We start from the raw sequence: 25,037 nt of genomic DNA, 5'->3' as shown, positions 1-25,037 counted from the left end.
GTCTCTCATGGGGGTGGGGGTGGGGGTGGGGGGTGAAGTGGGAGGGACGGGCGGTGGAGTCGTGGGGGGCGACTCCGAGGAAGGAGGGAGTTCCGCGCCCGCCCCTCCCGGTGCGCACGCCACGAGGCACGCCGCAGTGACCAGGGCGCCCAGCGTCAGGATGACGCGGCGCAGACCGGCTTCTCGCGGCGTGCCTCGGAGCATCAGCGCACCGTCTGGCGACGACGGACGATCAGACCCGCACCCACGGCGGCCGAGATCGCGAGGGCGACGAGACCCGCCGAGAGAAGCGCGGTCATCGATGCGTCCTGCTGGGCGAGGTAGCCCGCGGTGCCCGAGGGCACTCCGTCGGGGTTCGAGTGCAGTCCCGAGATCGTCTGCGCGGCGATCGCGAGGTTGCCGTCTTCGGCACTGCCCCAGGCATAGACGATCGTGTTGACGCCCTCTTCGATCGCGACGTCCGCGGGGCCGATGACCGGGTCGGTCGTGCCCGTGAGTGCCACGGCGGCCGACACGGTTCCCGCGGGCAGGTCGAGCTTCGCCTCGTTCGGGTTCGTGAGGTTCTCGATCACGGGCGAGCCGCCGGCGAGGATGTCGACCGCGGGTGCCGCGGCCGTGTGACGCACCGTCAGCCTGCCCTGGCCGGGTGCCGTCTGCGAGATGTCGTTCGTGAACAGGTTGAGGCCGGGTTCGCCCGCTTCGGTCAGGTGGGCCACGGCGGTGTAGTTCCCGCCCGCGTCGAGAGCGATCGTCGCGGGTCCGAGGATGGGAGCGCTCGCGTCTGCGGCATCGGGAGCGGTGAGGGCGACCTCATACGAGCCGGCCGGCAGCTCGAGCGGACCGGCCAGGTCGCCGGGGGCGAAGTCGTCGAGGGTCAGCTCGCCGTTGACGTACACGTCGACCGGGGTGTCGGGGATCGCGTGCAACACGGAGAGCTGAGCCGCCTGGGTGGTGGCGGCGCCGGCCGGCAATGCCAGGCCGAGAGCGGTGATCATTCCGACGGCGAGGCCGGCGGCGACTGTCTTGCGCATCTGTTCCTCCTGTACCCGGACCGCCCTGTGCGGCCCTTCATAGGAGTTGTTCCCCGGGAACCCGGGTTTTGGATGCACGTGGATGAAGATTCTTCTCAGAGCCTGCCGGCGATGACCTCGAACGTGCGCTCAGGATCCTCGAGCCGCGTCAGTCTGCCCGCGCGGCGCGCTTCGCCTCTTGGAAGACACGGATCGCCTCGTACCTCTCGGCCGAGCGCGCCTGTCGCTTCTCGCGCTGCTCGTCGCGGTTCTTCGGCGGCGCCGTCGTCACGAGACCGTCGAGAAGACGTCGCACGGACTGCTCGATCTCGGCGACGGCGCGGTCGAACACTTCCTGGTTCGACCGCGACGGCGCGTTCGTGCCCGAGATCTTGCGCACGAACTGCACGGCGGCCTCGTGGCACTCGTCGTCGGTCGCGGGCGGTGCGAGGTTGTTCAGCGGAATGATGTTGCGGCACATGCCTGCCAGGCTAGATCGCTGAGCGCCGGAGTCAAGAGGTGCGGCGGAGTCAGTCCGAGCCGCTGTCGAGGAAGACCGCGACGCGGTCGCCGTCGAGAACGAACTGCAGTGCGGCGCCCTCGGGGTAGCGGTCGATCAGCTCGTCGGGAGCATCGCCGTCGATCGGCATCGCGAAGGTCGCCGGGAACGATCCGACGCTGCACGCTCCCCAGATCCGCCCGCTGACAAATGACGATCCGTCGGGGTCCGCCTCCGGCGGCACGTCCTCCGTCGGGACGCCATTGAGGCAGCGATCCTCGGACGACCGATCCCCCGACTCCGAGACCCACCCGGGGGTCGCGAAGATCGTCAGGCCGTAGAACTCGACCGCCGCGACGTCCTCCTCCGCTCCGAACCACCCGGGCGGTACGGCTCCCGTGCGCGTCAGCTCGAGCGTCGCGATCTGCGGCGCGCCCGCGGCCGACGACACCGGAGGGATCGACGCGAACGCGTAAGTGATCATCGCTGCGAGCGCGGCAGCCATGACGACGGATGCCGCCCACAGCGGCGTCCGCCACCGCGTCAGGCGCCCAGCCTGCCGGGGCGCATCGGTCGGAGCATCACGTGCGATCGGCTCCTCCCACGTGGCTTCGTCGCCGAGCCGGTCGAGAAGGTCGCTGCTCTCTCGGCCGGCATCGCCCGAGGGATGCACGACGCGCAGCTCGGCGGCCTCGCCATCTGCTCCGGAGTCGGCGATCGCCGCGTGATCGCGGCCCCCGCGCCGGACAGCCGCTGCACTGCGTGAGGATTCGAGCTCCTCGAGCCGCCGGACCGCGGCGGGGTCGGTCGCGATGTCGGCATGAGGGCCGTACGCGCGAGCACGAAGCTCGCGCAGCTCTTCGTCGGCGGCGGCATCCATCTCGGGCATCGTCTCATGCCCTCCTCCCCGCGCACAGCAACGGGCGGGTGGAGGTGTGAATCGCCCTCCACCCGCCCGCTGGGTGTGTCAGTTCTTGAACGCGTCCTTGACGTTCTCGCCGGCCTTCTTCGCGTCGGCCTTGACCTGGTCCGCCTTGCCTTCGGCGGCGAGCTTGTCGTTGTCGGTCGCGTTGCCGATCGCTTCCTTCGCCTTGCCGGCGATGTCCTGAGCGGCGTTCTTGATCTTGTCGTCGAGTCCCATGAGGAGCTCCTTTCGTCAGGGTGATCGTTGACTGCGGGAGGATTCCCGCCGTCTTATCGCCGTTGCTCTTCGCGACCGACGATAAGTCTCTGCGTCAAGACAGTCGACGCTGGTCGTGGGCGAGACGCGCACGGAGCCCGGTGTGGATCGAGACGTAGGTCTCGGTGTCACGGCCGGTCAGGGTGGCGAGGTTGGTGAGAAGCCGGTCGATGTGATCGACGACCTCTCGCGGGTCCGTGTTCTGCCGCGGCGTGACCGACACGTGCAGCACCGGAGTGTTGCGGATGTCGTTCGCTGTGACCTGGGTCGAGAGGATCTCGTCCCTCGTCGCGAGCGAGTTCTTCACGGCATCCGACACGAAGGACTCGGTGACGGTGACCCGACCGAGCGGGTTCTGCGCACCGGTGGAGCGGAAGGCCGTCTTCGAGCGGCGTCCGGCGATGCTGGTGAGCGCGAGGATCAGCAGCACGACGACCACGAGGATCGCCACGACGGCGCCGATTCCGATCCACGAGAGGCTGCCGCCGGCGATGGCGGTGGCAGCGATCGCCTGGTCAAGCCAGGAGCGGGCGTTCTCACCGGCCGACGTCCAGATGTCCGTCGCGGTGGGCCAGCTCATGATCGCGATGCCGACGGCGCCGAGGGCCAGGAACAGCAGCCCGATGATCAGCAGCAGTACGCGGTTCAGCGCGCGGTTCGTGTTGTTCACAGCTCGTCCTCCTGCTCGGTGGGGCGCTCGATGCGCACCCGGGTACGGACGCTCCTGGTGAGTCGGTATGTCTGCAGCTCAGCTTCGGCGGCGGACTTCACCGCGCCCTTGTCGAGCGGGATGCCGGCGCCGGGGCGCACGGTGACGTCGACTCCGCGGTGGCCCACACCGACGGTGATGCTGTCGCGTGCCAGACCCGTCTCCTCAGACAGGTGTTGAGCGAGAGCGCTCGCGATCACGCCGTTGTCGACGACGACCGCCCGGTCGCCCGCTTCGAGGGTGTGCTTCGACAGGCGGCCCGGAGTGAGGGCGAGCACGAGGAAGACGATCCCGATGAGGGCGAGTACGACACTGCCCGCGATCACGAGCCCCTCGGGCTGCGCGGTGGGCAGGCCCACGAGCCATCCGCCCGCCGCGGCGGGTCCGAGCAGGAGCGCCGGCTGCGCCGCGAGGTTCAGCACGATCTCGAGCCCGATGTAGGCCAGGGCGAGGATGAGGAGGATGACCGCCACGAACATCGCCACGGTGCGCGGTGAATGCGTCTCGCGTCGGACGACGCGGCGAAGAACAGGGGTGCTCATCGCACTCGTCTCCTCTCTGGGATGGTGGCACCGGTGATGGTGAGGTTGATGCGGGTGACGTCCCTGCCGAGGATTCCCGTCAGACGCTGCTGCAACTGCTCCTGCAGCTGACGGGCCCGTTCGAGCACGGGGACGCTCTGGGAGATCGCGACGGTGTCGTCGAGATCCGGGACGGGAAGCGGTGTGGCGATGCGCACCGCGATCCCGCCGGGGTGTTCGGTCACGTCGACCTTCACGTCACCGCGAGGGACACCGATCAGGGTTGCGGACGCCTGTTCGGTGACCGTGCGGTAGACGCGTTCTTTCACGTCGACGCGACCAGGGACGGTGGCCTCGGTGGCGGCCCGCTCGGGGCCGCCACCGGCGGCGAGGTGCTGGTCGGCGCGCATCAGGAGGTACGCCGCCCGGTGAAGGCGTCCGCGAGGCCGCGGACGTCGAGCTTGCCGGAGGCGATCCGACCGATGAGCGCCCCGATGCCGGCGAACAGAGCCATGAGCAGGAAGCCCCAGAATCCGAACATCAGCGCAGCGAGGGCGAGGAGGGCACCGACGAGGGCGCCCGTGGTGGTGGGGGTCATGAGACGCGCGACTCCTCGTTCTCGTGGTTGTCGTCGCCGGGCACGTGGACGTCGTTGACCTCGACGTTGACCTCGACGACCTCGAGACCGACGAGGCGGCTGATCGCTCCGGCGACGGCGGCGCGGACGTTGTTCGCGACCTCCTGGATGGGAGCGGGGTACTCGACGACGATGGTCAGGTCTGCGGCGGCCTGCGTCTCGCCGACCTCGACCTTGACGCCCTGCGAGAGGTCGGTCGCGTTGACCGCGTCACGGATCGCGCCGAAGGCGCGTGCTCCGCCGCCACCGAGTGCGAACACGCCGGCGACCTCACGGGCGGCGATGCCGGCGACCTTGGCCACCACTCCATCGGCGATGGTGGTCTTTCCGGCGGCGTCCGAGTCGGCGGGGATCCGCGACGACGAGAAGCTCGAGGTGCGGTCGACACGCGAGCCGGATGCGGCCGGCTTCGGCGCTGCGGAAGTCTGGGCCAGCTCCTTCTCGGCGGGGCTGGTGGGGGTGTTCTGGTCCTGAGTTGCCATGTCGATTCCTTTGCCTGAAGTGGATGCCGGCTGCGAGACCGTTCCGGCCTCACCGGGAGCGTGTCGGTCGCTCACAGATAGGACGTGCGAGGGTGCGCGTTCGTCACAAATTCGTCGCGAGGAGATCAGACCCGACGCCTCGACGTCGGCGGGATTCGCGCGAAGCATGGCCGCTGACGGTCTGGCCCACGCCGCCCTCGACCGCGAGGATGAGGGCATGAACCGAGACATCGCCACCGCACTGCTCGTCATCGACGCCCAGGAGTCCTTCCGTCAGCGGCCGGACGAGTGGGCGGCCACCGCCAACCCTGATGCCGTCGACAACATCTCACGGTTGGTCGATCATGCCCGCGAGATCGGCGATCAGGTCGTCTGGGTCACTCACTCAGAACCGGGCAGCGGCGGAGTGTTCGACCCGGTCAACGGCTTCGTCCGAGTGATCTCAGACCTCGATCCGCAGGGCGACGAGATCGCCGTGACGAAGACCACCGTCAACGCCTTCACGTCGACAGACCTCGAAGAGCAGCTGCGGCAGCTCGGCGTCGGACGCGTGGTCGTGTGCGGGATCCGCACGGAGCAGTGCTGCGAGACGACCGCTCGGATGGCGTCCGATCTGGGCTTCGCGGTCGAGTTCGTGACGGATGCCACGACGACCTCGGCGATCGAGGCGAATGACGGACTCGCGGCCGTCTCGGGTGACGAGATCATGCGACGCACCGAGAGCATCCTCGCCGCGCGTGGATTCGCGACCGTCATCCGCACGTCCGATCGGGTCGGCATCTCCGCCTAGGTTGGAGGGCATGTCCCCCTCGCTCGCGCTCCCCGATCTCGCCGGCCGCACGATCCTCGTGACGGGGGCGAACGCCGGCATCGGCTACTGGTGTGCAGAGATCCTCGCCGGGCACGGCGCCAGGGTGCTGCTCGGATGCCGGTCGACCGAGCGGGCTGAGGTCGCGGCATCCTCGATCCGCGCGCACGCGCCCGGCGCCGACCTCGGAATCGTCCCGCTGGATCTCGGCTCGCTCGTGAGCATCACCGCTGCGGCGGCATCCGTCGGCGAGCGCATCGACGCCGTGATCTGCAACGCCGGAGTGAAAGCAGCGGATCGCGGCGCCCGCACCGCTGATGGCCTCGACCTGATGGTGGGCACGAACTTCGTCGGGCACTTCGCCCTGATCGCCCGACTCGGCGACGTGCTCGCCGATGACGCCAGGGTCGTGGCGGTGGGTTCGCTGGCTCATCGCTTCGCGGAGATCGACCCCGCCACGCTCGCGCAGCCGTGGACCGGTCCGTCGCTGCGTCAGTACGGCCGGTCGAAAGCCGCGCTGATGGCCTTCGCGTTCGAGCTGAATCGGCGTTGGAGGGGCTCCGCGCGGTCAGCGCTGTGCGCGCACCCGGGCTACGCGGTCGACCCGCTGACTCCGCACCGCGACGGCCTCGCCGAGGTGTCGACAGTGACGCGCGCCCTCGCCGCACTCAGCCGCCCGCTCGTGCAGGGCAAGGATGCCGGAGCCGCGCCCATCGTGCATGCGGCGGTCGCCGCCGACGCCACGGGTGGAGACTACTGGGGGCCCGGCGGGCTGCTGGAGTTCCGCGGGGCACCGAGACGCGTCGCCGCGAGCGCGCAGGTGCGCTCGGTCGATGTGGGGGCTGAGCTGTGGGCCGTCGCCGAGCACATGGCAGGCGTGCGGTTCAGGATCTGACGCTCGGCGCGTCGGTCAGTCGAGCTCCTGCAGGGTCGCCGTCATGTCTCCCCCGGCGTCTCCCGTGTCGACCGTGCCCTTCGGCTCGAACAGGATCGCGTGCACCTCGTCCTCGGCTACGCCGCAGCGATCTCCCTGGCGGGGATCTCGTCGAGAGATCGGTACACGGGCAGGCCGCGCTCGAGGGCGATCTCGACGTCCTTGTCGGCGCCGGCGGAGTCGCCGGGCAGGCGGAGCACCGCGTCGCAATGCTGCAGCAGTCGGTGCGCGGTCTCGTACATGACGTCGCCCTCGGCGGCATCCGTCTCGTCCATCCCCCGGAGGATCGGCAGGGCTGCCCACTCCCCGATCATGGGCACGTGACCGAGGCGATGGATCGGCGCCGCCGCCTCTTCGAGTCGTTCGAGGTTGCGGGCGATCAGGGCGGGGTCACCGCCGGTGCCGGAGCGGTAGGGACCGGCGATGAGGATGAGGAGTGGAGTCGTCATGGAGAAGACTGTAACGTTAACCGTGCAAGAACGTGCAATTTCGCGAATGAACAAGATTTTGAGGAGTCGGATGCTGGGCGCACAGCGCAAGGACCACCTGCGAGAGATCCTGCGCAGGGACGGCCGTGTGGTGGCGAAGGATGTCGCCGCCGATCTGGGCGTCTCAGAGGACTCGATCCGCCGCGACCTCCGCGAGCTCGCCGACGCCGGTGAGATGGTGCGGGTCTACGGAGGTGCTCTGCCGATTCCGCCGGCCGACCGCCCCGTCGACCAGCGGGCATTGCTCGCCACCGAGAGCAAAGAGCGCGTCGCCCGTCGCGCCGTCGAGCTGATCACCCCGGCCTCGACGATCTTGCTGGACGCCGGCACCACGACTCTCGCGATGGCGGGCATGCTGCCGCGCGGCTCCGACCTGACCGTGATCACGCCCAGCCCGACGATCGCCCTCGCGGTCGCTGAGCACTCCGATGCCCGCATCGTGATCATCGGCGGTGAGCTCGCTCGCTTCTCGATGGTCGCGAGCGGCCCGCTCGCCATGGAGGCGGTGCAGCACCTCTATGCCGACATCTTCTTCCTCGGCGCGACCGGCATCGACCCGGTGCGCGGGCTGACCACCGGCAACCTCGACGACGCCGTCACCAAGCGCGCGATCGCCGCCCGCTGTGCGCAGACCTACGTGCTCGGCAGCGAAGAGAAGATCGGGGCGACGTCGCGCCACCCCGTGCTCGACCTCGAGGCCGTCGCCGGTGTGGTCGTCGACCCCGTCGACTCGAACCCCGTGATCAGCGAGCTCGCAGAGCGTGTGGCCGTGCTGCGCTGAGCGCGCGTCAGCCGGGCACCTCGAGGCCGTCCTCGCTGAGCTCGCCGAGCCTCGGAATCCGCCTGAGGTCTTTTGAACTGACCATGACGACCACAGTCGCGATGGCAACCGTGGCTGAGAACACCAGGGGCACGAAAGGTCCGAAGTGATCGAAGAGAAGCCCTCCACCCAATGCACCCACCGGCATGAGCAGCATTCCCGGCACACCGGATGCCGCCGTGACCCTCCCCATCAACGGTGCAGGCGTGACGGTCACGGTGTACGCGCTGATCGCTGCGTTGAACGCCGGAAGTGGAAGCGCGGAAAGGAACAACACCACGACTGTGAGGGGCAGCGACGGATACGTGAACACGACCATTGCCTGCCCTAGTGCGAACGCAGCGAGCGCGGTGCCCCCGAGACGGCCAAGCCGGAACCGTGAAGAGAGCGTTCCTGCCATCAGTGCGCCAGCGACGACACCGGCCCCGAACGCTGTCGCGAGAATTCCGATCGCAACAGGCGCTTCTCCACTCTTCTGGTAATACGCGATCAGCGTGAGCGGCAGGACGATGATCGGAAGGTTCGCGAGCCCGGCGACGATCGCTACGCCACGAAGCCCCGGCTGCCTCCAGACGAAGACGAACCCTTCCCGCAGTTGTGCGATGTACCCGCTCGGTGACGATTCGTATTCGGCTACTCGCGACGGCCGCGGTGTGAAGATACCGGCGACCACATTGAGGGCGACTTGAGTCCCAAGTGCCCACGCTCCACCCAGCGAATACAGCAGGCCTCCTATAGGTCCGCCGACAAGTCCGGCACCGGCCTCCCGCCCCTGCGAAACGGCAGCCGCCTGGCCGAGTTGACCACGAGGAACGATCACCTTGACCAGAGCCTGTTCGCTAGGTCCGTCAAGTCCCGACGCGGCTCCCGCGAGCGCCGCCCCCAGAATCAGGACCGGCAGCATTCCCGGCTCAGGGAAGAAGATCGCGAGCAGCGCGAGCGCCCACCCGGATGCCTGCGTGAACGACGACAGACGCAGGACGAGTGACGGTGAATGCCGATCCACTAGCGCGCCACCGAAGGCCTGGGTGGCGATCAGAGCGGCATTCGACGCGAAGAGAACCAGACCAGCGAGAGTCGCGGATGCCGTCACCCCGAGGACGATGAGTGGCAACGCCACGTTTCCTATCGCCGACGACAGCTCGTTCGACACCTTCGCGACGACCAGCCGCTGAAACGCCCTGTTCCGACGCAAGGCGCTGCCCCCCTTGAGCTCGACCGTCTCACCCATGTGGGCACCCCTCAGGTACCTCGACCACGTATGAGTGACGGTAGTCGAACATGTTCTGGTGGAAGGCCCGACCGATAATCCACCTCCTCGTGTCTCGTGGAATCACCACGGTAGGCACGGCCACAGCAGAGGTACCGACACCGCTCGCAGAAGTCGCGGTGCTATATCGGAATGCGATCCGAGACCCGGAATCAGGCGGGCAGAACGCACCAGTCGCGGACGATATATGCCAACACGAACGCTCGAAGGGTCTTCACATCACTGAGCTGACGGCTCATCACGGCCGGGACAGATTCGGATGGATGCTGACGACACCCGCCATCACCGGTGCCGCCCCGGCGGGTCGTCCCCGATCTTCGAAATCGTGCCCGGCGCGGGCCACGCCGGAGCGGCGCGTCAGGTGATGGTCGCGGCCACGATCGTCGGGGTCATGACGGCCACCATCGCCGCGGTGATCGCGTCGTTGACAGCCTTGGCGACGGCGTCCCCCGCCGGCGACCCCGCCGTGAGCTCTTCGATCCGCTTCTTGAGGTCGCGCGCCGACATTCCGCCGCATTCGTCGCGCAGGATCGCGTGCGCGCAGTTGAGGTTCTGCAGGATGGAGAGCAGCGCCAGGTCGGCCTGCGTCGGGGAGCCCGTTCCGGCGAGCACGGCGGCGAGTCGGGCGCGCAGCATCTGCTCGGGTGCGGAGTCGGATTCGGGCGTGCGCGCCGCACCCCAGCCGAAGAACCCGCGCTCCCCGCGGATCAGGACGCCCTGTGCGATGAGCGACTCGACCACCACCTCGAGCGGATCGAGCTTGGGCCGCACCACGAGCGACTGCAGTCGCTTGCCGCGCAACGGCACGAGGCGCTGCAGCGTCGTGTCGAGGATCGGGTTGCCCGTCGGCTCGGTCGACACGATGTCGATGACGGGGTTCTTCTCGTCCGAGACCGAGATGCGTCCGTGCAGGGCGAGGTCGACGATGACGGCCGCGATCTCGCCATAGAGGCGGTTCACGCTCACCGGACTCTCGACGCGGCCATCAGGCCGGAGAAGCAGCAGATGGAGTTCTTCGACGATCAGCATGCATCCACGCTATGACGGCTCTGCGCGCATCGGCATCCCCCGGACGGATGACTTCGGATGCCGAGCTCGATACCGCGTCCTGTCAACCCCGTCGCCGTGCAGGCGCCGACTCCATAGGTTTTCAGGATGACATCCGACACCGCCCAGACGCAGGAGGAGCCGACCCGGCTGCGTCGCGCCATCACCGGCCCCCTCCTGTTCGCCTTCATCCTGGGCGACGTTCTCGGCGCCGGAATCTACGCCCTGATGGGAGTGCTCTCCGAGAAGGTCGGTGGAATGCTGTGGGCTCCGTTGCTGCTCGCGCTCCTGCTCGCCCTGCTGACCGCGGGGTCGTACGCCGAACTCGTCACCAAGTACCCGCGCGCGGGCGGGGCGTCCGTGTTCGCCGAGCGCGCCTTCCACAGCCCGGTCGTGTCCTTCCTCGTCGGATTCAGCATGCTCGCGGCGGGCGTGACGAGCGCCGCGGGTCTGGCGATCGCCTTCGCCGGCGACTACCTGGGCACCTTCTTCGACCTGCCGACGATCCCCGTCGCGATCGTCTTCCTCGCCATCGTCGGAGCGCTCAACGCCCGAGGCATCCGCGAGTCGCTCGGTGCGAATCTGGTGATGACCGCTGTCGAGTTGAGCGGTCTCGTGATCGTCATCGTCGTGGTGGGGGTGTTCGTGGCCGGTGGCGGCGGTGACGCCTCGCGGCTCACTCAGACACCGGAGGGGACTCCCGTGGCCATGGCCGTCCTGGCCGGGGCCGTGATCGCGTACTACTCGTTCGTCGGCTTCGAGACATCGGCGAACATGATCGAAGAGGTGAAGGACCCGCGGCGCACCTATCCACGCGCGCTCTTCGGTGCCCTCTTCACCGCCGGCGCGGTCTACGTGCTCGTCGGCGTCGCCAGCTCGATCGCGCTGCCGGCATCCGAGCTGCAGGAGTCGAGCGGGCCGCTGCTCTCGGTCGTGGAGGCGGCGGGCGCCAGCATCCCCTCGTGGCTGTTCAGCCTGATCGCCCTGATCGCCGTCGCCAACGGCGCCCTGCTGACCATGATCATGGTCAGCCGCCTGACCTACGGGATGGCGGAGCAGAACCTGCTGCCCCCGGTGCTCGGCCGCGTGCTGCCGAACCGCAAGACCCCCTGGGTGGCGATCCTCACCACGACCCTCGTCGCGATGGGCCTTACGCTGGTCGGCGACCTGGCTACGCTCGCCGAGACCGTCGTGCTGCTGCTGCTGTTCGTCTTCCTGAGCGTCAACGTCTCGGTGCTCGTGCTGCGACGCGACCGGGTCGAGCACGATCACTTCCGCATCTGGACCGTCATCCCGGTGCTGGGAATCGCGTCGTGCATCCTGCTGCTCACCCAGCAGCGCCCCATCGTCTGGCTCTTCGGTGCGATCCTGCTGGCCGTCGGCGGCGTGCTCTATCTGCTCGCCCGCTGGGGGCGGAACCGCACCCGCAAGCAGAGCCAGGGTGCAGACCCCTCATCCACCACCACGAAGGAGAACCATGAGCACGCCTGATCACACCCCCGAGGCCGACGACGCCATGACCAGCGAAGAGAAGCGACACGACCAGCTGACCTCGGCACCGGAGGCGACCGAGGCCGACGCCGCGCCCCGCATCGAGGTCTCCGAGCACGACGGCAACACCCGCATCGACATCGCCCCCGATGCTGCGGTGCGCCCCGGCCCCGGCCCCGGAGTCGAGATCGACGACGAACCCGAGCGGTAACAGTGCGGGGCGACAGCCCTCTCTCGCGGATATGCTGATATATCACAGATATCCCTGAACAGCAACCCCTGAGCGTATGCTGACATCGAGGTCGTGTCGTCGGCCTCGAGGTCGGTGACAGACGTCGTCACCATGATCGGGGGGATGCCGTGAGCCTCACCGCAGATCCGAGCACTGACACGAGGTCGGACGCCGAGCTGGCCGACGCGACTCGCAACGGCGACGCTCAGGCGTTCGCCGTGCTGTGGCAGAGGCACGCCGAGGCGGGACTCCGGGCGGCCCGCGCGGTGACGCGCTCGATCGACCCGGACGACCTGGTCAGCGAGGCCTTCACGAAGACCTTCAGCGCGATGCAGAACGGCGGCGGACCGACCGACGGCTTCCGCGCCTATCTGTACGCCGCCATCCGCAACGCCGCGGCGACGTGGGGCGGCAAGCAGAAGGACATCCCGATCGAGTTCATCGAGGAGATCCCCGACGAGGCACCCGACGCGATCGAGCAGCTGTCGGACAGAGCGATGCTCGCCGCCGCCTTCAAGAACCTGCCGGAGAACCACCGCACTCTGCTCTGGTATCTCGAGGTCGAGGGCATGAAGCCGCGAGAGATCGCGCCGCTGATGGGACTCACCCCGAACGCCGTCTCCGCCCTCGCCCTGCGTGCACGAGACGGCTTCCGTCACGCATGGCTCGACGCACTCATCGCCGACCCCTCCCGCCCTGAAGAGTGTCGCTGGGCCTGCGGACGGCTCGTGCGCCGCACCCGCCGCCCGGTCAGTCGACACGAGCGTCCGCGGCTCGAGACTCATCTCGAGGGCTGCGCGGGGTGCACGATCATCGCTCGGGACATCGACACGGCCTCGTCGAAGCTGCGGGCGGTGCTTCTGCCCCTCGCGCTCGGCAGCGCCGGGGCCGCTGCGTTCGCGGCGCTCGAACCCGGCGCCGCGGCGAGCGCCGCTGTCGTCGGACCATCCGCAGTCCTGCGATCCCGGCGCGTTCTCACCCTCGGGGTCGCCGCGGGCAGTGCAGTCGCGCTCGCGGCGACCGTCGCGGTGGCGATCGCCGCTCCGTGGACGCAACCTGCGCCGGGCACCGACCGCAGCGAAGCAGCCGGACCGGTCGCCCACCCCGTCGACCCGATTCCCGGCACGCCATCCGCGACGCCGGTCGGCACCTCTCCGACGCCTCCTCCTGCGCCCCCGCTGGTTCCGGCGCCGATGGAGCCCCCGCCCGAACCCGTCCTCGAGACCACGCCGCTGACCTCCACTGACCGAGCCGTTCCGGAGACGAAGCGTCCTCCCACTCCGGCTCCCCCCGCGGCGGAGCCTCCGGCAGCGACTCCGCCGACCCAGACTCCGACGGCCCAGAATCCGCCGGCCGAGAAGCCACCGGTCGAGATCCCCTACGCGTTCAGTCTCGAGCCGGCCGGCTGGGACACGAGCAACCCCCTTGCGGTCTCGGCGCGCGGCACCGGCATCCCCGGCAGCACGGTCGCGATGCTCGACGAGCTGGGTGCAGTCCTCGCCGAGGTGCCGGTCGACGACGAGGGCATGTTCGAGATCTCGGTCGCGGGCGACGACCTCCGTCAGGGCATGACCCTCACCGCGCAACACACGTCCCCCACCGGTGACATCGACCTCAGCGAGCCGTTGGGGCCCCTCGCGTTCCCTGTGCCGGTCATCTCCGGCGGGCCGTCGCACATCCACCTCGACGGCGCGGATGCCGACGCAGACGGCGAGCGCGATGATGCGCTCGTCTCCCTCGAGGGAATCCCGGGCGGATGGGTGCAGGTGGCTGTCGACGGCGTCGTGAACCCTCACCTCATCGCCATCGACGAGGTGACCTCCGACGACTACATCCCCGACATCCACCTCGGGTTCCACCTGCTGACCCTGCGGTACGTCGACGTGGAGTCGGGCCTGATCGGCCCCGGCGCCGAGTACGCCGTCGTCGTCACCCCCGGTGGAAGATGACGACCTCCGGCCGAGTGGCTACAGCCACCCCTTGCGCTTGAACGCCCAGTACAGACCGACACCCATACCCACCATGAGCGCGATCGCCATCGGGTAGCCGAGCGTCCAGTGCAGCTCGGGCATGTGGTCGAAGTTCATGCCGTAGACCGTGCCGACGAGAGTCGGCGCGAAGAGGATCGCCGCCCAGCCCGAGATCTTCTTCACCTCGTCGTTCTGACGGATGCTCAGCTCGGTCATCCGCCGCATCTCCTCGTTCTGCCGCCGCGCCACGATCGTCGACTCGACGGTCAGGGCGCTGTCGAGCACCGTGCGGAAAGTGTTCGCGCGCTCCGACACGCGCAGGGTGTGGTCGAGCACGTCGCGGAGATACCGCTGCAGCTCCTCGTCGACCTGGTACTTCGCCGACCCCCGCAGCAGCGAGTCGAGCATCCCCGCCAGAGGCTGCACCGCACGCTGGAAGTCGATCACCTCGCGACCGAGCTCGTAGATGCGCTGCGTGGCGTCGACCCCGTCTTCGAAGAGCTGGCTCTCGATCTCGTCGATGTCGTTCTCGAGGCCGGCCAGCACCGGTGCGTACTCGTCGACGACCTCGTCGAGGATCGCATAGAGCACGGCCTCAGGGCCGAGCTTCAACAGCCCCGGGTCGTCTTCGAGGCGGCGCCGAACGCGCCCGAGGTCAGGTGACTCCGCGTGGCGGATGGTGACCACGAAGTCCGGCCCCACGAGCACGTGGATCTCCCCGAACTCGACCTCCTCCGCCTCATCCAGATACCGGGCGGAGCGGAGCACCATGAACAGCACCTCGCCGTAGCGCTCGAGCTTCGAGCGCTGGTGACCCGAGAGGGCATCTTCGACGACGAGCGCGTGGATGCCGAACTCGTCGGCCACCTCGCGGATCTCGGCCTCGCTCGGCCGATACAGGCCGATCCAGCTCATGCCCCCGCGTTCGCGCAGCACCTCGAAGGTCTCGCTGAGGCTCCGCGGATTCTGGGTGCGGATGCCGTCGACATAGATCGCGTTGTCGATGATCGCCATCGGCGTTCCTCCCTCGATCGGGGCCGCGGAGCGGTCGTGCGCCTCCGAGATCAGCCGGCGGGCGGTGCGACGCAGGCGATCGCGGAATCGGTGATCTCCTGGTGGTACTGCTCGGCCGTGAACGGCAGCCCGAACTCGGGGGCCGTCTCTCCTGCGGCTGCGGGAGCCTTCGATGCGATCGCGGCCAGCTCCCACGCCAGGAACATCGCGGTCAGACCGCCGGTCGTCGAGTCGTTGAGCGACACCGCGACCGTGAAACCGCTCTCAGGGTCGGAGAACGCCGACGTCTGGTACCCGGGGGTCCACCCCGACTGTCCGATCATCGAGCCGACGAGCAGGGCTCCTCCGGTGGCCTGGAACCACGAGGGCGCCTCGGGGCTCTGCGGCAACGGGGATCCGAAGCGGTTCGGCTCATCCTTCGTCCGCAGCTTCTGTGCGGCCTCGGCCTGGGCGTAGCGGCCGAGGTCATCGATCGTCGACACGACGCCGGAGTCGGTGTAGCCGGTGCTCGACGACAGCGTGGTGATGTCGGTCGGAGCCGCGCAGTCGTATCCGCCTTCGACGGGCGTCAGGTAGTGCCCGTTCATCACCGGACCGGTCGAGGGCGCAGCCGCGGCCGGCGAGGGCAGCGACGTGGCGGCGAGACCGAGCGGCTCGGTCACGTACTCGGCGATCAGCTCGGATGCCGTGAGGCCCGACGCGCGCTCGAGGGCGAGGCCGAGCAGCAGGTAGCCGGCGTCCGAGTTCGTGTACGTCGTCTTCGGCGTGGCGCGCGGGGCGCCGAGGCCGTAGGAGGCGAGCTCGAGCGGCGCCCACACGCGCTCGGGGGTGGTGAACCACGAGGCCTGCGCGGTGGCCTCGGACGAGCCGACCCCGCTCGTGCTGTTGCACAGATCGAGGAGCGTGATGTCCTTCATGTCGGCGACGCCCGAGACGTACTCCGGCACGAGGTCGTCGAGCTCGACCACGCCCTCGTCTGCGAGGCCGTAGAGCACGTCGCACGTCATGAGCCGGGTCATGTCCGCGACACGGAAGGCCATGTCGGTGCTGATGTCCTCATCGGAGCCGGGGCCCTGCGTGCCGACGCCGGTGACCCAGCTGCCGCTCCAGGGAGCCCAGACGCCCACGACAGCACCCGACGCCCCCGACGCGGCGAGCGCGTTGGCGACGGCCGCCTCCATGGCGGCGACGGTGTCGTCGGGCAGTGCGCCCTCGACCTGAGACGGCGGCTCGTAACTGAACTCCGGCTCGGCGGTGCAGCCGGTGAGGAAGAGTCCGAGCGCGGCGACGCCGGCCGCTGCTGCGCGGAACGTGCGCGACGAGAGAAGCTGCATGAAAGGGGACCCCCGGAAGACGTGTCTCCCGAGTCTAGAACGCCGTTCCTGAAAGAAGGCATCGCCGGGGCCCCTTTAGGGTGATCAGCATGCCCCACATCTTCGAGGCCGACGTCGTCTCCGCCATCCTGCGCCACATGAACGGCGACCACACCGACGACAATCTGCTCATCACGCGCGCCTTCTCGGCCGTCGAGGACGGCGAGATCACGGATGCCGTGATGACGGACCTCGATGGCGACGGCGGCGTCTGGAAGGTCACCCGCTCGGGGGTCGCCTCAGAGCTGCGCATCGCGTGGCCCTCGGGCTCGATCACCGAGCGCCCGGCTGTGCGCCGCGAGGTCGTCGCACTCTACGATCTCGCGTGCGAGAAGCTCGGGGTCGAGCCGCGTCCGCACGCATGACGCTCTGAGATATCGGGCTATCGCTCCAGGTTAGGCAACCCTTACACTTGGCACATGTCCGAGATCCTCTCCTTCTCCGCAGCCCTCCGTGAGCGCTCCTCCGGTTCGCACTCGCGCAGCGAGGGGGCGGGCTTCATGTCCGACCTGCTCAAGGGCGAAGGCTCGCGTGAGGACTACATCGCGCTCGTCGCACAGCACTACTTCATCTACGAGGCCCTCGAAGGCGCGGGAGAGCGCATGCGCCGCGACCCCGTGGCATCCGTCTTCCTCAGCGACAAGCTGACCCGTCTTCCGGCACTGGAGGCCGACCTCGAGTTCCTGCTCGGCGCCGGCTGGCGCGACGAGATCGTCGCTCTCCCCACCACGCAGCGCTACGTCGAGCGCATCCGTCAGGTCGGCGCGACCTGGGCCGGAGGCTTCGTCGCGCACCACTACACCCGCTACCTCGGCGACCTGTCCGGTGGCATCTTCATCGGACGAGTGATGGCGCGCCGCTTCGGCTTCGAGACCAACGGCATCGGCTTCTACCTGTTCGACGACATCGCCGACCCCGCGGCCTTCAAGGATGTCTACCGCGAGCAGCTCGACGCAGCGCCGTGGGACGACGCCGAGCGCGAGCGCGTGATCGACGAGGTGCTTCTCGCCTACCGCTTCAACACCGAGCTGTTCGAAGACCTCGACCGCGCACGCGTCGCCGCCTGAAACGCCTCAGGCCCTGCCGACCTCGGGGGTGGATGCCGCGAGCCATGCGTCGCGCATGAAGCGGCGCACGTCCTCGTCGACCCGGATGTCGCTCGGGCGCAGCGCCCTCGACAGGTAGAGCCCGTCGAGCGACGTGAGTCGCGACAGCGCCACGTAGGTCTGCCCCGGTGCGAAGGCACCGGAACCCAGGTCGATGATGGCGCGGTCGTAGGTCTTGCCCTGCGACTTGTGGATCGTGACCGCCCAGGCCAGACGCAGCGGGAACTGGGTGAACTCCGCGACGACGTCTCGGGAGAGCTTCTTCGTGCTCGGTTCGTACGAATAGCGGAAGCGCTCCCAAACGGCCGGCTCGACGTCGACCTCGTCTCCGTCGATCTCGACGCGCACGGTCTCGCCGAGGATCCGGACGACCGTGCCGATCGTGCCGTTCACCCACCGCGGCGGCTCCCCCGACATCGAGGTGTCGTTGCGGAGGAACATCACCTGCGCACCGATCTTCAGCTTGAGCTCCGACTCGGCGGGCAGCGACGCCTCGCCCCTGCCGAACTCTCCGCTCACCTCGGCCTTCGCCGTCTGCTCCTTGCCGGGAAGCGCCGCGAGATGCCGGCTGTTGATTGTGTTCACGATGTCGTTGCGCGTGGCGAGCGTGATCATCGGCACCTCGCCCGGTTCCGGGTCGGGGGGTGTGCGTGCGCCCTGCGCGTTCAGCACCCCGGCGATCTCGGCGGTGACCCGGCCGTACCGCACCGCGTTCAGCATGGCCTTGAAACCGTCATCCGACTGCCGGTGGATCTGCACGAGCTCGCGCACATGCAGCTCGGCACGGGTGTCGACCGCGAAGAGCCCCTCGTCCTCCTCCGGCTCCTCCCCGCCGGCAGCGCCGGCCCACACCTTGGCGTCGAAGAACCAGAACGAGCGGTAATGGTCCTTCACGTACCGCAGCTCGTCGCCCCGCGGGGGCACGGGAGCCAGCTGATACGGATCGCCGAACATCACGATCTGCACGCCGCCGAACGGGATGCCGCGCTTGCCCCGCGCCTGCCGGAGGGAGCGGTCGATCGCGTCCATGAGGTCGGCGTTGACCATCGAGATCTCGTCGATCACGAGCGTCTCGATCGCGTTGAGGATGCGTCGTGTGTTGTCGTTCTGATCGATGTCCGAGTCGCCGATCAGACCGATCGGCAGCCGGAACAGCGAGTGGATCGTCTGACCCTCGACGTTCAGTGCGGCGACACCGGTGGGAGCGCAGATCGCGATCTGCTTCTTGGTGTTCCACGAGAAGTACTGCAGCAGGGTCGACTTGCCGGTGCCCGCTCGGCCGGTGATGAAGACATTTTCGCTGGTGTCCTCGATCAGCCGGAACAGCTCTTGCTGCTCTTCGGACAGGGCGGGAAGCGACACGGTTCTCTCACACGGCTGGAGGCGGGAGTGCACGTTGAGATCGTGCCTCCCCATGCTACGTGGCGCCGCCGCCCGGCATCCGACGGACACAGCGATCACCGCCGACGCACAGCGACCCACGCTCGGCTCCGTCCCAGGCCGCGCTCCTAGACTGACGCCATGCAGCAGGTCGAGACGAAGGCGCCCCGGCGCTCTCGCCTCGCTGCCGATCTCGCGCTGCTCGCAGTGGTCGGCCTGGTGCTCGTCGCCGCTCTCGGCGCAGGCGGGGCCACTCTCTACCAGCAGTTCTACGGACCGTCGGCCTTCGTCGTGCGGTATCTCGATCTGCTCTCCGAAGGCCGCGCGGCAGATGCCCTCCGCGTGCCGGGCGTCGCGATCGATCGCGAGACGCTCGAGGTCGCCGGCATCGGAGCCACGGCGTCAGAGGCTCTGCTGCGGCACTCCGCCCTCGCCCCGCTCACCGACGTGGAGGTGCTGTCGGAGAAGCAGGACGACGCAGGCAAGACCGAGGTGACCGTCTCCTTCTCGGCGAGCGGACACGCCGGCACCACCACCTTCACGGTCGAGCAGGACGGCTGGGCGGGCGTCACCCCGAACTGGCGCTTCACGACGAGCCCTCTCGCCGTGGTCGAGCTCACGCTGCGCGGCGCCGATCAGTTCGCCGTCAACGGCTTCGAGATGGACCGCCGCCAGGTGTCGGCTGCGGGCGCGCAGGCCGCTCCGCTCGATCCCCTGCCGCTGCTGGTCTTCACGCCGGGGCTGTACTCGGTCACCGTCGACACGGCGATCGCCGACTCCGACGGTGTCGGCGTCCTCGCAGACACCCCGCTCGCCACCACCCCCATCGACGTGCAGACCGAACCCACCCCCGAATTCGTCGCGGTGGTGCAGCAGCGTGTCGAGGAGTTCCTCACGGGGTGCACCGCTCAAGAGGTGCTGCAGCCGACCGCCTGCCCGTTCGGCCTCGAGGTGTACAACCGCCTCGCGTCACTGCCGAAGTGGTCGATCACGGCTCAGCCCCAGGTCAGCGTCGTGCCTGACGGCGGGCACTGGAAGATCCCTCCGACAGATGCGGTCGCACACGTCGACGTCGAGATCAGGTCACTCTTCGACGGCTCGGTTCAGGAGGTCTCGGAAGACGTGCCGTTCCAGGTCAACGGGTCGATCACGATCCTGCCGGACGGGAAGGTGTCGATCCGCGTCGGATCTCCCGGCGAGGAGCCGACGGGCTGATCCGCCCCGCCCACGGCAGTGCGGGCGCAGGGTCAGCGTGCTTCGCGCTCGGCCTGACGAAGGTCGCGCTCGGCGAGGGCCGCGAGCCTCTCGTTGTACTCCTCGAGCTCGGCCTCGCCCGTGCGGTCGGCATGACGGTCCCGACGCTTCTGCAGCTTCGTGTCGCTGCGGCTCCACTGGATCGCCACCGTGATCGCGAGGATCAGGGTCGGGATCTCACCGATCGACCACGCGATGCCGCCGCCGATGTACTGGTCTTCGAGCGGCGACGGGCCCCAGGTGCGCCCCATCGACCCGAACCAGTCGGCGACCATCAGCCCCTCCTGCATCATGATCGCGACGCCGAAGAAGGCGTGCATGGCCATGATCGCGATCAGGGTGATGAGGCGCCCCGGGTAGGGCAGACGGTACGGCACGGGGTCGGCGCCGACCAGGCTCAGCACGAAGAGATATCCGGAGATGAGGAAGTGCGCGACCATCCACTCGTGGCCGAGGTGCTCGAACATCGACCAGCGCACGAGGTCGGTGAAGTAGAAGGCCCACAGCGACAGGATGAAGATGCCCGCCGCGACGAACGGGTGGGTGACGACCTTCGAGAACGGCGAGTGCACCGCCCACATGATCCATTCGCGGCCGCCGCGGGTGCCGTCGTCGCGCTTGTGGATCGCACGGAGGGCCAGGGTGACAGGCGCCCCCGAGACCAGCAGCAGCGGGATCGCCATCGACAGCATCATGTGCCCCAGCATGTGCACGCTGAAGAGATACTCCTGATAGGCGTTGATCGGGCCACCCGTGACCCACAGCAGCATCAGCATGCCCAGCACCCAGAACACGGTGCGATGGATCGGCCAGCGGTCGCCCCGCAGGCGCAGACGGCGAACCCCTGCGAGATAGAAGAAGAGGCCGAAGCCGGCGGCCACCAGCCAGAGCACGTCGATGTCCCACGCCGTGAACCACCGGTCGATCGTGAATTCGGGAGGCAGGGGCGAACGGGTGAGGTTCTCCGCTGGCGTCTGCACGAACGCGGCTTCCTCGCCGGTGGGCGGAGGAGTGCGCGCGAGCGCGGCGGCCGCACCCGAGGCGAGACCCATCAGCCCGACCTCGCACAGCACCAGCATCCAGAACCAGCGCGCTGCTCCAGCGCCCTCGAGACGAGGGATCAGGCGGATGCGGTACCAGGCGCCGAGCAGGCCCATGCCGACCAGGAGCACGACCTTCGCGAGGAGGATCGTGCCGTAGGGCGTCCAGAGCTGCGAGATGTCGCCGAAGGAGACGATGGAACGCGCCAGGCCCGAGATCGCGACGACGGCGAAGGCGGCGATCGCGAGACTCGAGTAGCGGCCGACCAGCCGCGCGGTTCCCACGCCGGAGCGGTCGCGCAGGATCACGACCAGCAGCAGACCGCCGAGCCACACCGCCGCGCCGATCGTGTGCAGCAGGATCGAGTTCACGGCGATGTTGTGGCCCGCGAGCTCACCCGAGTGACCCTGGGTCGCCAGCGGGAGGAAGGAGGCGGCGGCGAGGATCGCCGTGATCAGGGTGGGCGTCCACGTGCGCCACGCGAAGGCGAGCACGGTGATCACCGAGCCCATGATCGTGGTGATCAGCCACGACTGACCGAGCGGCAGCTGCAGCAGGAAGCGCCCGAGCTGCTCGCCGAACTCGCGCTCGGCGCTCAGCTGCGGGTTGAAGGCCGCCATGAACGTGAAGAATCCGCTGATGCCCGCGGTGACCGTGAAGACGGCCGCGCCCGCTGATGCCGTGTTGAGGGCGGTGTCGAACGACTTCTCCTCGCTGCGCAGCGCGAACAGCGCCAGCACGAGGGATCCCAGCATCGCCGCAGCCGCGATGTTCATGACGAGCTTGACGATGGGGGTGGCCCAGCGCACGAACGGACCCGGATCCTGCAGCAGCAGCGGCGCCGCGCCCCCGCCGATCACGAGGGCGATGAGCACGCCGATCAATCCGGTCGCGAGCAGGATTCCGACTCCGGCCGCGCGATACGCGGAGCGGCTCGGGGTCTGCACGGCGCGGGCACTCACCCCTCAAGCCTAAGCCGCGGATTCGGGGTGGGAGCACGAAGGCCGCCCCCGACGGATCGGGAGCGGCCTTCGAAGAGGTGCAGTCTTACTTGACCGCAGCCTTGAGCTTGGAACCAGCGGTCACCTTGACGCGGTGGCCGGCCGGGATCTTGATCTCGGCACCGGTCTGCGGGTTGCGGCCCGTGCGAGCTGCGGTTGCGACCTGCTCGAACGAGATCCAGCCCGGGATCGAGACCTTGCTGCCCTTGGCAACAGCGTCGGAGACCGAGGAGAACAGCGCGTCGAGGACACCCGAGACGGTGGCCTGGCTCTGGCCGGTGGCAGAAGCGATGCTCGCGACGAGCTCGGTCTTGGTGATGGACTTGTCAGCCATGTCATCCTCCAGCGACGAGGTTCCCGTCGCATCGTTGGTGTTCGAAGGGCGACTGCCCTCCGTTGGTCGAGTGACCGCCTTGAATGTACCAACCACCACCCACATTTCCGCGTCATTTCGCGGGTTTTGGGGTTTTCGGCGGCGTGTCGTGGTGCAGAAGTGACGAAAGTGACCCCTGTTGTGCCCGGTTCGGCAGCCGAACACCGCCGTTCCGCGGCCCGCAGCGGGCTGCGACGGGTCGGCCTCGTCCACTTCGTGCTGCGCTCCGGGAGGAGTCCGTACCGTCGACTTCGCGCTGCGCTCCGGGAGGGGGACTGTGCTTCGGGAGGAGGACTGCGCTCCGGGAGGAGGACTGCGCTTCGGGAGGAGAGATCTGCTGAGCCTCTCCTCCCGAAGCGAAGCGTTCCTCCCGAAGCGCAGCGTTCCTCCCGAAGCGCAGCGTTCCTCCCGAAGCGCAGCGTTCCTCCCGAGGCGAAGCACTCCTCGCAAGGCGCAGCGTTCCTCCCGAGGCGAAGCACTCCTCGCAAGGCACAGTCCCGAGGGATGCTCAGTCCCGAGGTGCAGTCCCGAGAGATGCGCGCGTCAGCGCGGGCGGTGGGACTCGACGACCGAGCGAGCGGTGCGCGCGAATGCCGGGGTGACGCGCTCGTCTCCGTCGAGGTAGCCGCCGACGAGCGCTGCGTCGCGCAGCAGGACGAGGGATGCTGCGACATCGGCGGGGCTCTCGAGGCCGGCCTGCTCGGCGACGGCCTGCAGGGTCGACCGGAACCATTCTCGGTGCTCGTCGATCAGTCGTCGCACGGCGCCGTCGGCATCCGGATACTCCGCGGCCGCGTTGATGAACGGGCAGCCGCGCGTGTGCCTGAGGCGGATGTCGGCGGCGATGCCCTCGATCACCGCGTCGACCAGCTGAGTCGGGTCCGTGACCTCCGCCCCTGCCTGGGCGAACAGCGCCCGAAGCATCTCGTCTTCGTTGCGCAGGTACGCGAGGACCAGGTTCTCCTTGCCACCGAACTGGTTGTAGAGCGTCGCCCTGGTGACCGCGGCCTCGTCGATGATGCGGTCGACGCCCACGGCATGGATCCCCTCTTCGTAGAAGAGCCTGGTGGCGCTGTCGATCAATCGGGTGCGCGCGGCGCTCGGACGCTTCGGGGTCGGCGTCTGAGTCTTCGCCGGAGCCGGGGTGGGAGTCGTGGTCTTCATGGTGATCCCTCTCATCGTGTCATCCGAAAGCGACTTTCGGGAATAGGTTGCAGTAGATAGAACGTTCAGTCTACTATCAGCCTAACGCATCCGCACCGGGCGGGAGCAGAAACAGGAGAAGAGACCATGAACAGCACCGAGAAGACCCCGATCGTCCTGATCCACGGACTCTGGATGACGCCGAAGAGCTGGAACACCTGGGCCGAGCGCTTCCGCGCACAGGGTCACGAGGTGATCATTCCGGGCTGGCCCGGCATCGACGACCGCTCTGTCGAGGACATCCGCCGCGATCCGTCCGCGCTCAAGGTCATCGGCCTGAAGCAGATCGCCGACAACTACGAGCGCATCATCAGAGCGCTCCCGGTGAAGCCGATCATCATGGGCCACTCGTTCGGCGGCGTGATCACGCAGATGCTGGCAGACCGCGGCCTCGGTGCCGCCTACGTCGGCGTCGCCCCCGGACAGACCGCCGGCGTCACCGCACTTCCCCTCTCGACCCTCTGGACAGGAACGCCGATCCTCTCGAACCCGTTCGGCCGCAACGGCGCCAAGCCGCTCTCCAAGCGCCACTTCCACTTTACATTCGGCAACGACCTGTCGCGCGCGGCATCCGACGCGCTCTGGGAGGAGTATGCCGTGAACTCCTACAACCGGGTCTTCTTCGAGGGCGTGACTTCGGTGCTCAACGAGAAGGGGGGCGTCACGCACGTCGACTACGCTCGTGCCGACCGCGCTCCGCTGCTCGTCATCACCGGCGAGATCGACCACGTCGTGCCGCCCGCCATCGGCCGCGCGATCGCCAAGAAGTACCGGTCGAGCGGCAGCCCTGCCGTCGTCGAGTACAAGGAGTACGCCGGCCGCACCCACCGCCTCGTCAGCCAGGACGGCTGGGAAGAGATCGCCGACTACGCACTGACCTGGGCGGTGGCGCACGCGACAGCATCCGCCGCCTGATGTCGGGCTCGTGCAGGGGTGGGCCCTTCGCGACGGGGCCGGCCGCGGCGCTCTCGCCCCACCTCGGGCAGCGCCCCGGGAGGAGAACTGCGCTTCGGAGGAGAGATCTGCGGATTCTCTCCTCCCGAAGCGCAGTCTTCCTCCCGAGGGATGCAGCAGCGACAGGGATGCGGATCATTCACTCCGCGACGTGCAGTCGCTGCCCGATCGCGGTCAAGATCACCTGTTGCACCTGCGCCCATCGGCTCATCAGCTGGTCGTAGCCGATGCGGATCACAT

General features: G+C 68.5%; 28 protein-coding genes. 10 read left to right on the top strand and 18 right to left on the bottom strand.

Features of this window, described 5'->3' with window-relative positions:
* Positions 1-203: 203 nt before the first annotated feature.
* The 9 genes from RU09_RS14550 to RU09_RS14510 form a co-directional block, all read right to left on the bottom strand.
* Positions 204-1,031: a DUF4397 domain-containing protein gene (locus tag RU09_RS14550; protein WP_042541594.1), complete on the bottom strand. Its 828-nt coding sequence runs from the start codon at positions 1,029-1,031 to the stop codon at positions 204-206.
* Positions 1,032-1,179: 148 nt separating this feature from the next.
* Positions 1,180-1,491: a DUF2277 domain-containing protein gene (locus RU09_RS14545; RefSeq protein ID WP_042541593.1), complete on the bottom strand. Its 312-nt coding sequence runs from the start codon at positions 1,489-1,491 to the stop codon at positions 1,180-1,182.
* Positions 1,492-1,540: 49 nt separating this feature from the next.
* Positions 1,541-2,398, bottom strand: a complete 858-nt coding sequence (locus RU09_RS14540; RefSeq protein ID WP_042541592.1) for a hypothetical protein — start codon at positions 2,396-2,398, stop codon at positions 1,541-1,543.
* 78 nt (positions 2,399-2,476) lie between these two features.
* Entirely contained in the window at positions 2,477-2,650 is a 174-nt protein-coding gene (locus RU09_RS14535; protein WP_042541591.1) for a CsbD family protein, read from the bottom strand.
* 94 nt (positions 2,651-2,744) lie between these two features.
* Positions 2,745-3,359, bottom strand: a complete 615-nt coding sequence (locus RU09_RS14530; protein ID WP_042541590.1) for a hypothetical protein — start codon at positions 3,357-3,359, stop codon at positions 2,745-2,747.
* Positions 3,356-3,940, bottom strand: coding sequence for a DUF6286 domain-containing protein (locus tag RU09_RS14525; RefSeq protein WP_042541589.1), 585 nt, complete (start codon positions 3,938-3,940; stop codon positions 3,356-3,358). The genes RU09_RS14530 and RU09_RS14525 overlap by 4 nt, the downstream gene beginning before the upstream one ends.
* The gene (locus RU09_RS14520; protein ID WP_042541588.1) at positions 3,937-4,329 is read right to left on the bottom strand and encodes a hypothetical protein; all 393 of its coding nucleotides are present in this window, start codon (positions 4,327-4,329) and stop codon (positions 3,937-3,939) included. Before RU09_RS14520 ends, RU09_RS14525 begins: the two co-directional genes overlap by 4 nt.
* On the bottom strand, positions 4,329-4,517 hold the full coding sequence (locus RU09_RS14515; RefSeq protein WP_042541587.1) for a DUF2273 domain-containing protein: 189 nt from the start codon (positions 4,515-4,517) through the stop codon (positions 4,329-4,331). Before RU09_RS14515 ends, RU09_RS14520 begins: the two co-directional genes overlap by 1 nt.
* Positions 4,514-5,038, bottom strand: coding sequence for an Asp23/Gls24 family envelope stress response protein (locus tag RU09_RS14510; RefSeq protein ID WP_082041149.1), 525 nt, complete (start codon positions 5,036-5,038; stop codon positions 4,514-4,516). The genes RU09_RS14515 and RU09_RS14510 overlap by 4 nt, the downstream gene beginning before the upstream one ends.
* Positions 5,039-5,255: 217 nt before the next feature.
* Between RU09_RS14510 and RU09_RS14505 the strand changes: the two genes are divergently transcribed.
* The gene (locus RU09_RS14505; RefSeq protein WP_042541598.1) at positions 5,256-5,828 is read left to right on the top strand and encodes an isochorismatase family protein; all 573 of its coding nucleotides are present in this window, start codon (positions 5,256-5,258) and stop codon (positions 5,826-5,828) included.
* Between the two features lie 10 nt (positions 5,829-5,838).
* Positions 5,839-6,741 (top strand): SDR family NAD(P)-dependent oxidoreductase, encoded by a 903-nt coding sequence (locus RU09_RS14500; protein WP_042541586.1) that lies wholly within the window; start codon positions 5,839-5,841, stop codon positions 6,739-6,741.
* A gap of 116 nt (positions 6,742-6,857) precedes the next feature.
* Here the strand turns inward: RU09_RS14500 and RU09_RS14495 are convergent, their stop codons facing one another.
* Complete coding sequence (locus RU09_RS14495; protein WP_042541585.1) at positions 6,858-7,229, bottom strand: DUF4406 domain-containing protein; 372 nt, start codon at positions 7,227-7,229, stop codon at positions 6,858-6,860.
* Between the two features lie 70 nt (positions 7,230-7,299).
* On the opposite strand from RU09_RS14495, the gene RU09_RS14490 reads away from it, so the two are divergent.
* On the top strand, positions 7,300-8,049 hold the full coding sequence (locus RU09_RS14490; RefSeq protein WP_042541584.1) for a DeoR/GlpR family DNA-binding transcription regulator: 750 nt from the start codon (positions 7,300-7,302) through the stop codon (positions 8,047-8,049).
* Between the two features lie 7 nt (positions 8,050-8,056).
* On the opposite strand, the gene RU09_RS14485 is transcribed toward RU09_RS14490, so the two are convergent.
* On the bottom strand, positions 8,057-9,319 hold the full coding sequence (locus RU09_RS14485; RefSeq protein WP_042541583.1) for an MFS transporter: 1,263 nt from the start codon (positions 9,317-9,319) through the stop codon (positions 8,057-8,059).
* Between the two features lie 396 nt (positions 9,320-9,715).
* Positions 9,716-10,387, bottom strand: a complete 672-nt coding sequence (locus RU09_RS14480) for a GOLPH3/VPS74 family protein (RefSeq protein ID WP_042541582.1) — start codon at positions 10,385-10,387, stop codon at positions 9,716-9,718.
* Positions 10,388-10,513: 126 nt separating this feature from the next.
* Here RU09_RS14480 and RU09_RS14475 point away from each other — a divergent pair, with 126 nt between their 5' ends.
* The 3 genes from RU09_RS14475 to RU09_RS18120 all read left to right on the top strand — a co-directional run bounded on the left by RU09_RS14475 (position 10,514) and on the right by RU09_RS18120 (position 14,077).
* A complete protein-coding gene (locus RU09_RS14475; RefSeq protein ID WP_042541581.1) occupies positions 10,514-11,896 on the top strand; it encodes an APC family permease in 1,383 nt (460 codons plus the stop codon).
* Positions 11,883-12,107, top strand: a complete 225-nt coding sequence (locus tag RU09_RS14470; protein ID WP_042541580.1) for a hypothetical protein — start codon at positions 11,883-11,885, stop codon at positions 12,105-12,107. The genes RU09_RS14475 and RU09_RS14470 overlap by 14 nt, the downstream gene beginning before the upstream one ends.
* Positions 12,108-12,256: 149 nt before the next feature.
* The gene (locus RU09_RS18120) at positions 12,257-14,077 is read left to right on the top strand and encodes an RNA polymerase sigma factor (RefSeq protein WP_052492993.1); all 1,821 of its coding nucleotides are present in this window, start codon (positions 12,257-12,259) and stop codon (positions 14,075-14,077) included.
* Positions 14,078-14,095: 18 nt separating this feature from the next.
* On the opposite strand, the gene corA is transcribed toward RU09_RS18120, so the two are convergent.
* On the bottom strand, positions 14,096-15,112 hold the full coding sequence (corA, locus tag RU09_RS14460) for a magnesium/cobalt transporter CorA (RefSeq protein ID WP_042541579.1): 1,017 nt from the start codon (positions 15,110-15,112) through the stop codon (positions 14,096-14,098).
* Between the two features lie 50 nt (positions 15,113-15,162).
* The gene (locus RU09_RS14455; protein ID WP_042541578.1) at positions 15,163-16,446 is read right to left on the bottom strand and encodes a serine hydrolase domain-containing protein; all 1,284 of its coding nucleotides are present in this window, start codon (positions 16,444-16,446) and stop codon (positions 15,163-15,165) included.
* Between the two features lie 89 nt (positions 16,447-16,535).
* On the opposite strand from RU09_RS14455, the gene RU09_RS14450 reads away from it, so the two are divergent.
* Positions 16,536-16,850, top strand: coding sequence for a DUF2470 domain-containing protein (locus tag RU09_RS14450; protein ID WP_042541596.1), 315 nt, complete (start codon positions 16,536-16,538; stop codon positions 16,848-16,850).
* 54 nt (positions 16,851-16,904) lie between these two features.
* Complete coding sequence (locus RU09_RS14445) at positions 16,905-17,552, top strand: biliverdin-producing heme oxygenase (protein WP_042541577.1); 648 nt, start codon at positions 16,905-16,907, stop codon at positions 17,550-17,552.
* A 6-nt stretch (positions 17,553-17,558) separates the two neighbouring features.
* On the opposite strand, the gene RU09_RS14440 is transcribed toward RU09_RS14445, so the two are convergent.
* On the bottom strand, positions 17,559-18,953 hold the full coding sequence (locus RU09_RS14440) for an ATP-dependent DNA helicase (protein WP_042541576.1): 1,395 nt from the start codon (positions 18,951-18,953) through the stop codon (positions 17,559-17,561).
* A gap of 159 nt (positions 18,954-19,112) precedes the next feature.
* Between RU09_RS14440 and RU09_RS14435 the strand changes: the two genes are divergently transcribed.
* Complete coding sequence (locus RU09_RS14435) at positions 19,113-20,186, top strand: hypothetical protein (RefSeq protein ID WP_042541575.1); 1,074 nt, start codon at positions 19,113-19,115, stop codon at positions 20,184-20,186.
* A 32-nt stretch (positions 20,187-20,218) separates the two neighbouring features.
* Here the strand turns inward: RU09_RS14435 and RU09_RS14430 are convergent, their stop codons facing one another.
* The 3 genes from RU09_RS14430 to RU09_RS14420 all read right to left on the bottom strand — a co-directional run bounded on the left by RU09_RS14430 (position 20,219) and on the right by RU09_RS14420 (position 23,804).
* Positions 20,219-22,228: a cytochrome c oxidase assembly protein gene (locus RU09_RS14430; RefSeq protein WP_082041147.1), complete on the bottom strand. Its 2,010-nt coding sequence runs from the start codon at positions 22,226-22,228 to the stop codon at positions 20,219-20,221.
* 85 nt (positions 22,229-22,313) lie between these two features.
* On the bottom strand, positions 22,314-22,601 hold the full coding sequence (locus RU09_RS14425) for an HU family DNA-binding protein (RefSeq protein ID WP_042541574.1): 288 nt from the start codon (positions 22,599-22,601) through the stop codon (positions 22,314-22,316).
* A 582-nt stretch (positions 22,602-23,183) separates the two neighbouring features.
* A complete protein-coding gene (locus tag RU09_RS14420; protein WP_042541573.1) occupies positions 23,184-23,804 on the bottom strand; it encodes a TetR/AcrR family transcriptional regulator in 621 nt (206 codons plus the stop codon).
* Between the two features lie 126 nt (positions 23,805-23,930).
* Between RU09_RS14420 and RU09_RS14415 the strand changes: the two genes are divergently transcribed.
* Positions 23,931-24,758: an alpha/beta hydrolase gene (locus RU09_RS14415; RefSeq protein WP_042541572.1), complete on the top strand. Its 828-nt coding sequence runs from the start codon at positions 23,931-23,933 to the stop codon at positions 24,756-24,758.
* The last annotated feature ends 279 nt before the right edge of the window (positions 24,759-25,037 follow it).

This window comes from Microbacterium sp. MEJ108Y, from assembly GCF_000834175.1.
Lineage (GTDB): Bacteria > Actinomycetota > Actinomycetes > Actinomycetales > Microbacteriaceae > Microbacterium > Microbacterium forte.
Note: the sequence above shows the minus strand (reverse complement) of the source record. Positions and strands in the feature narration are given on the sequence as shown.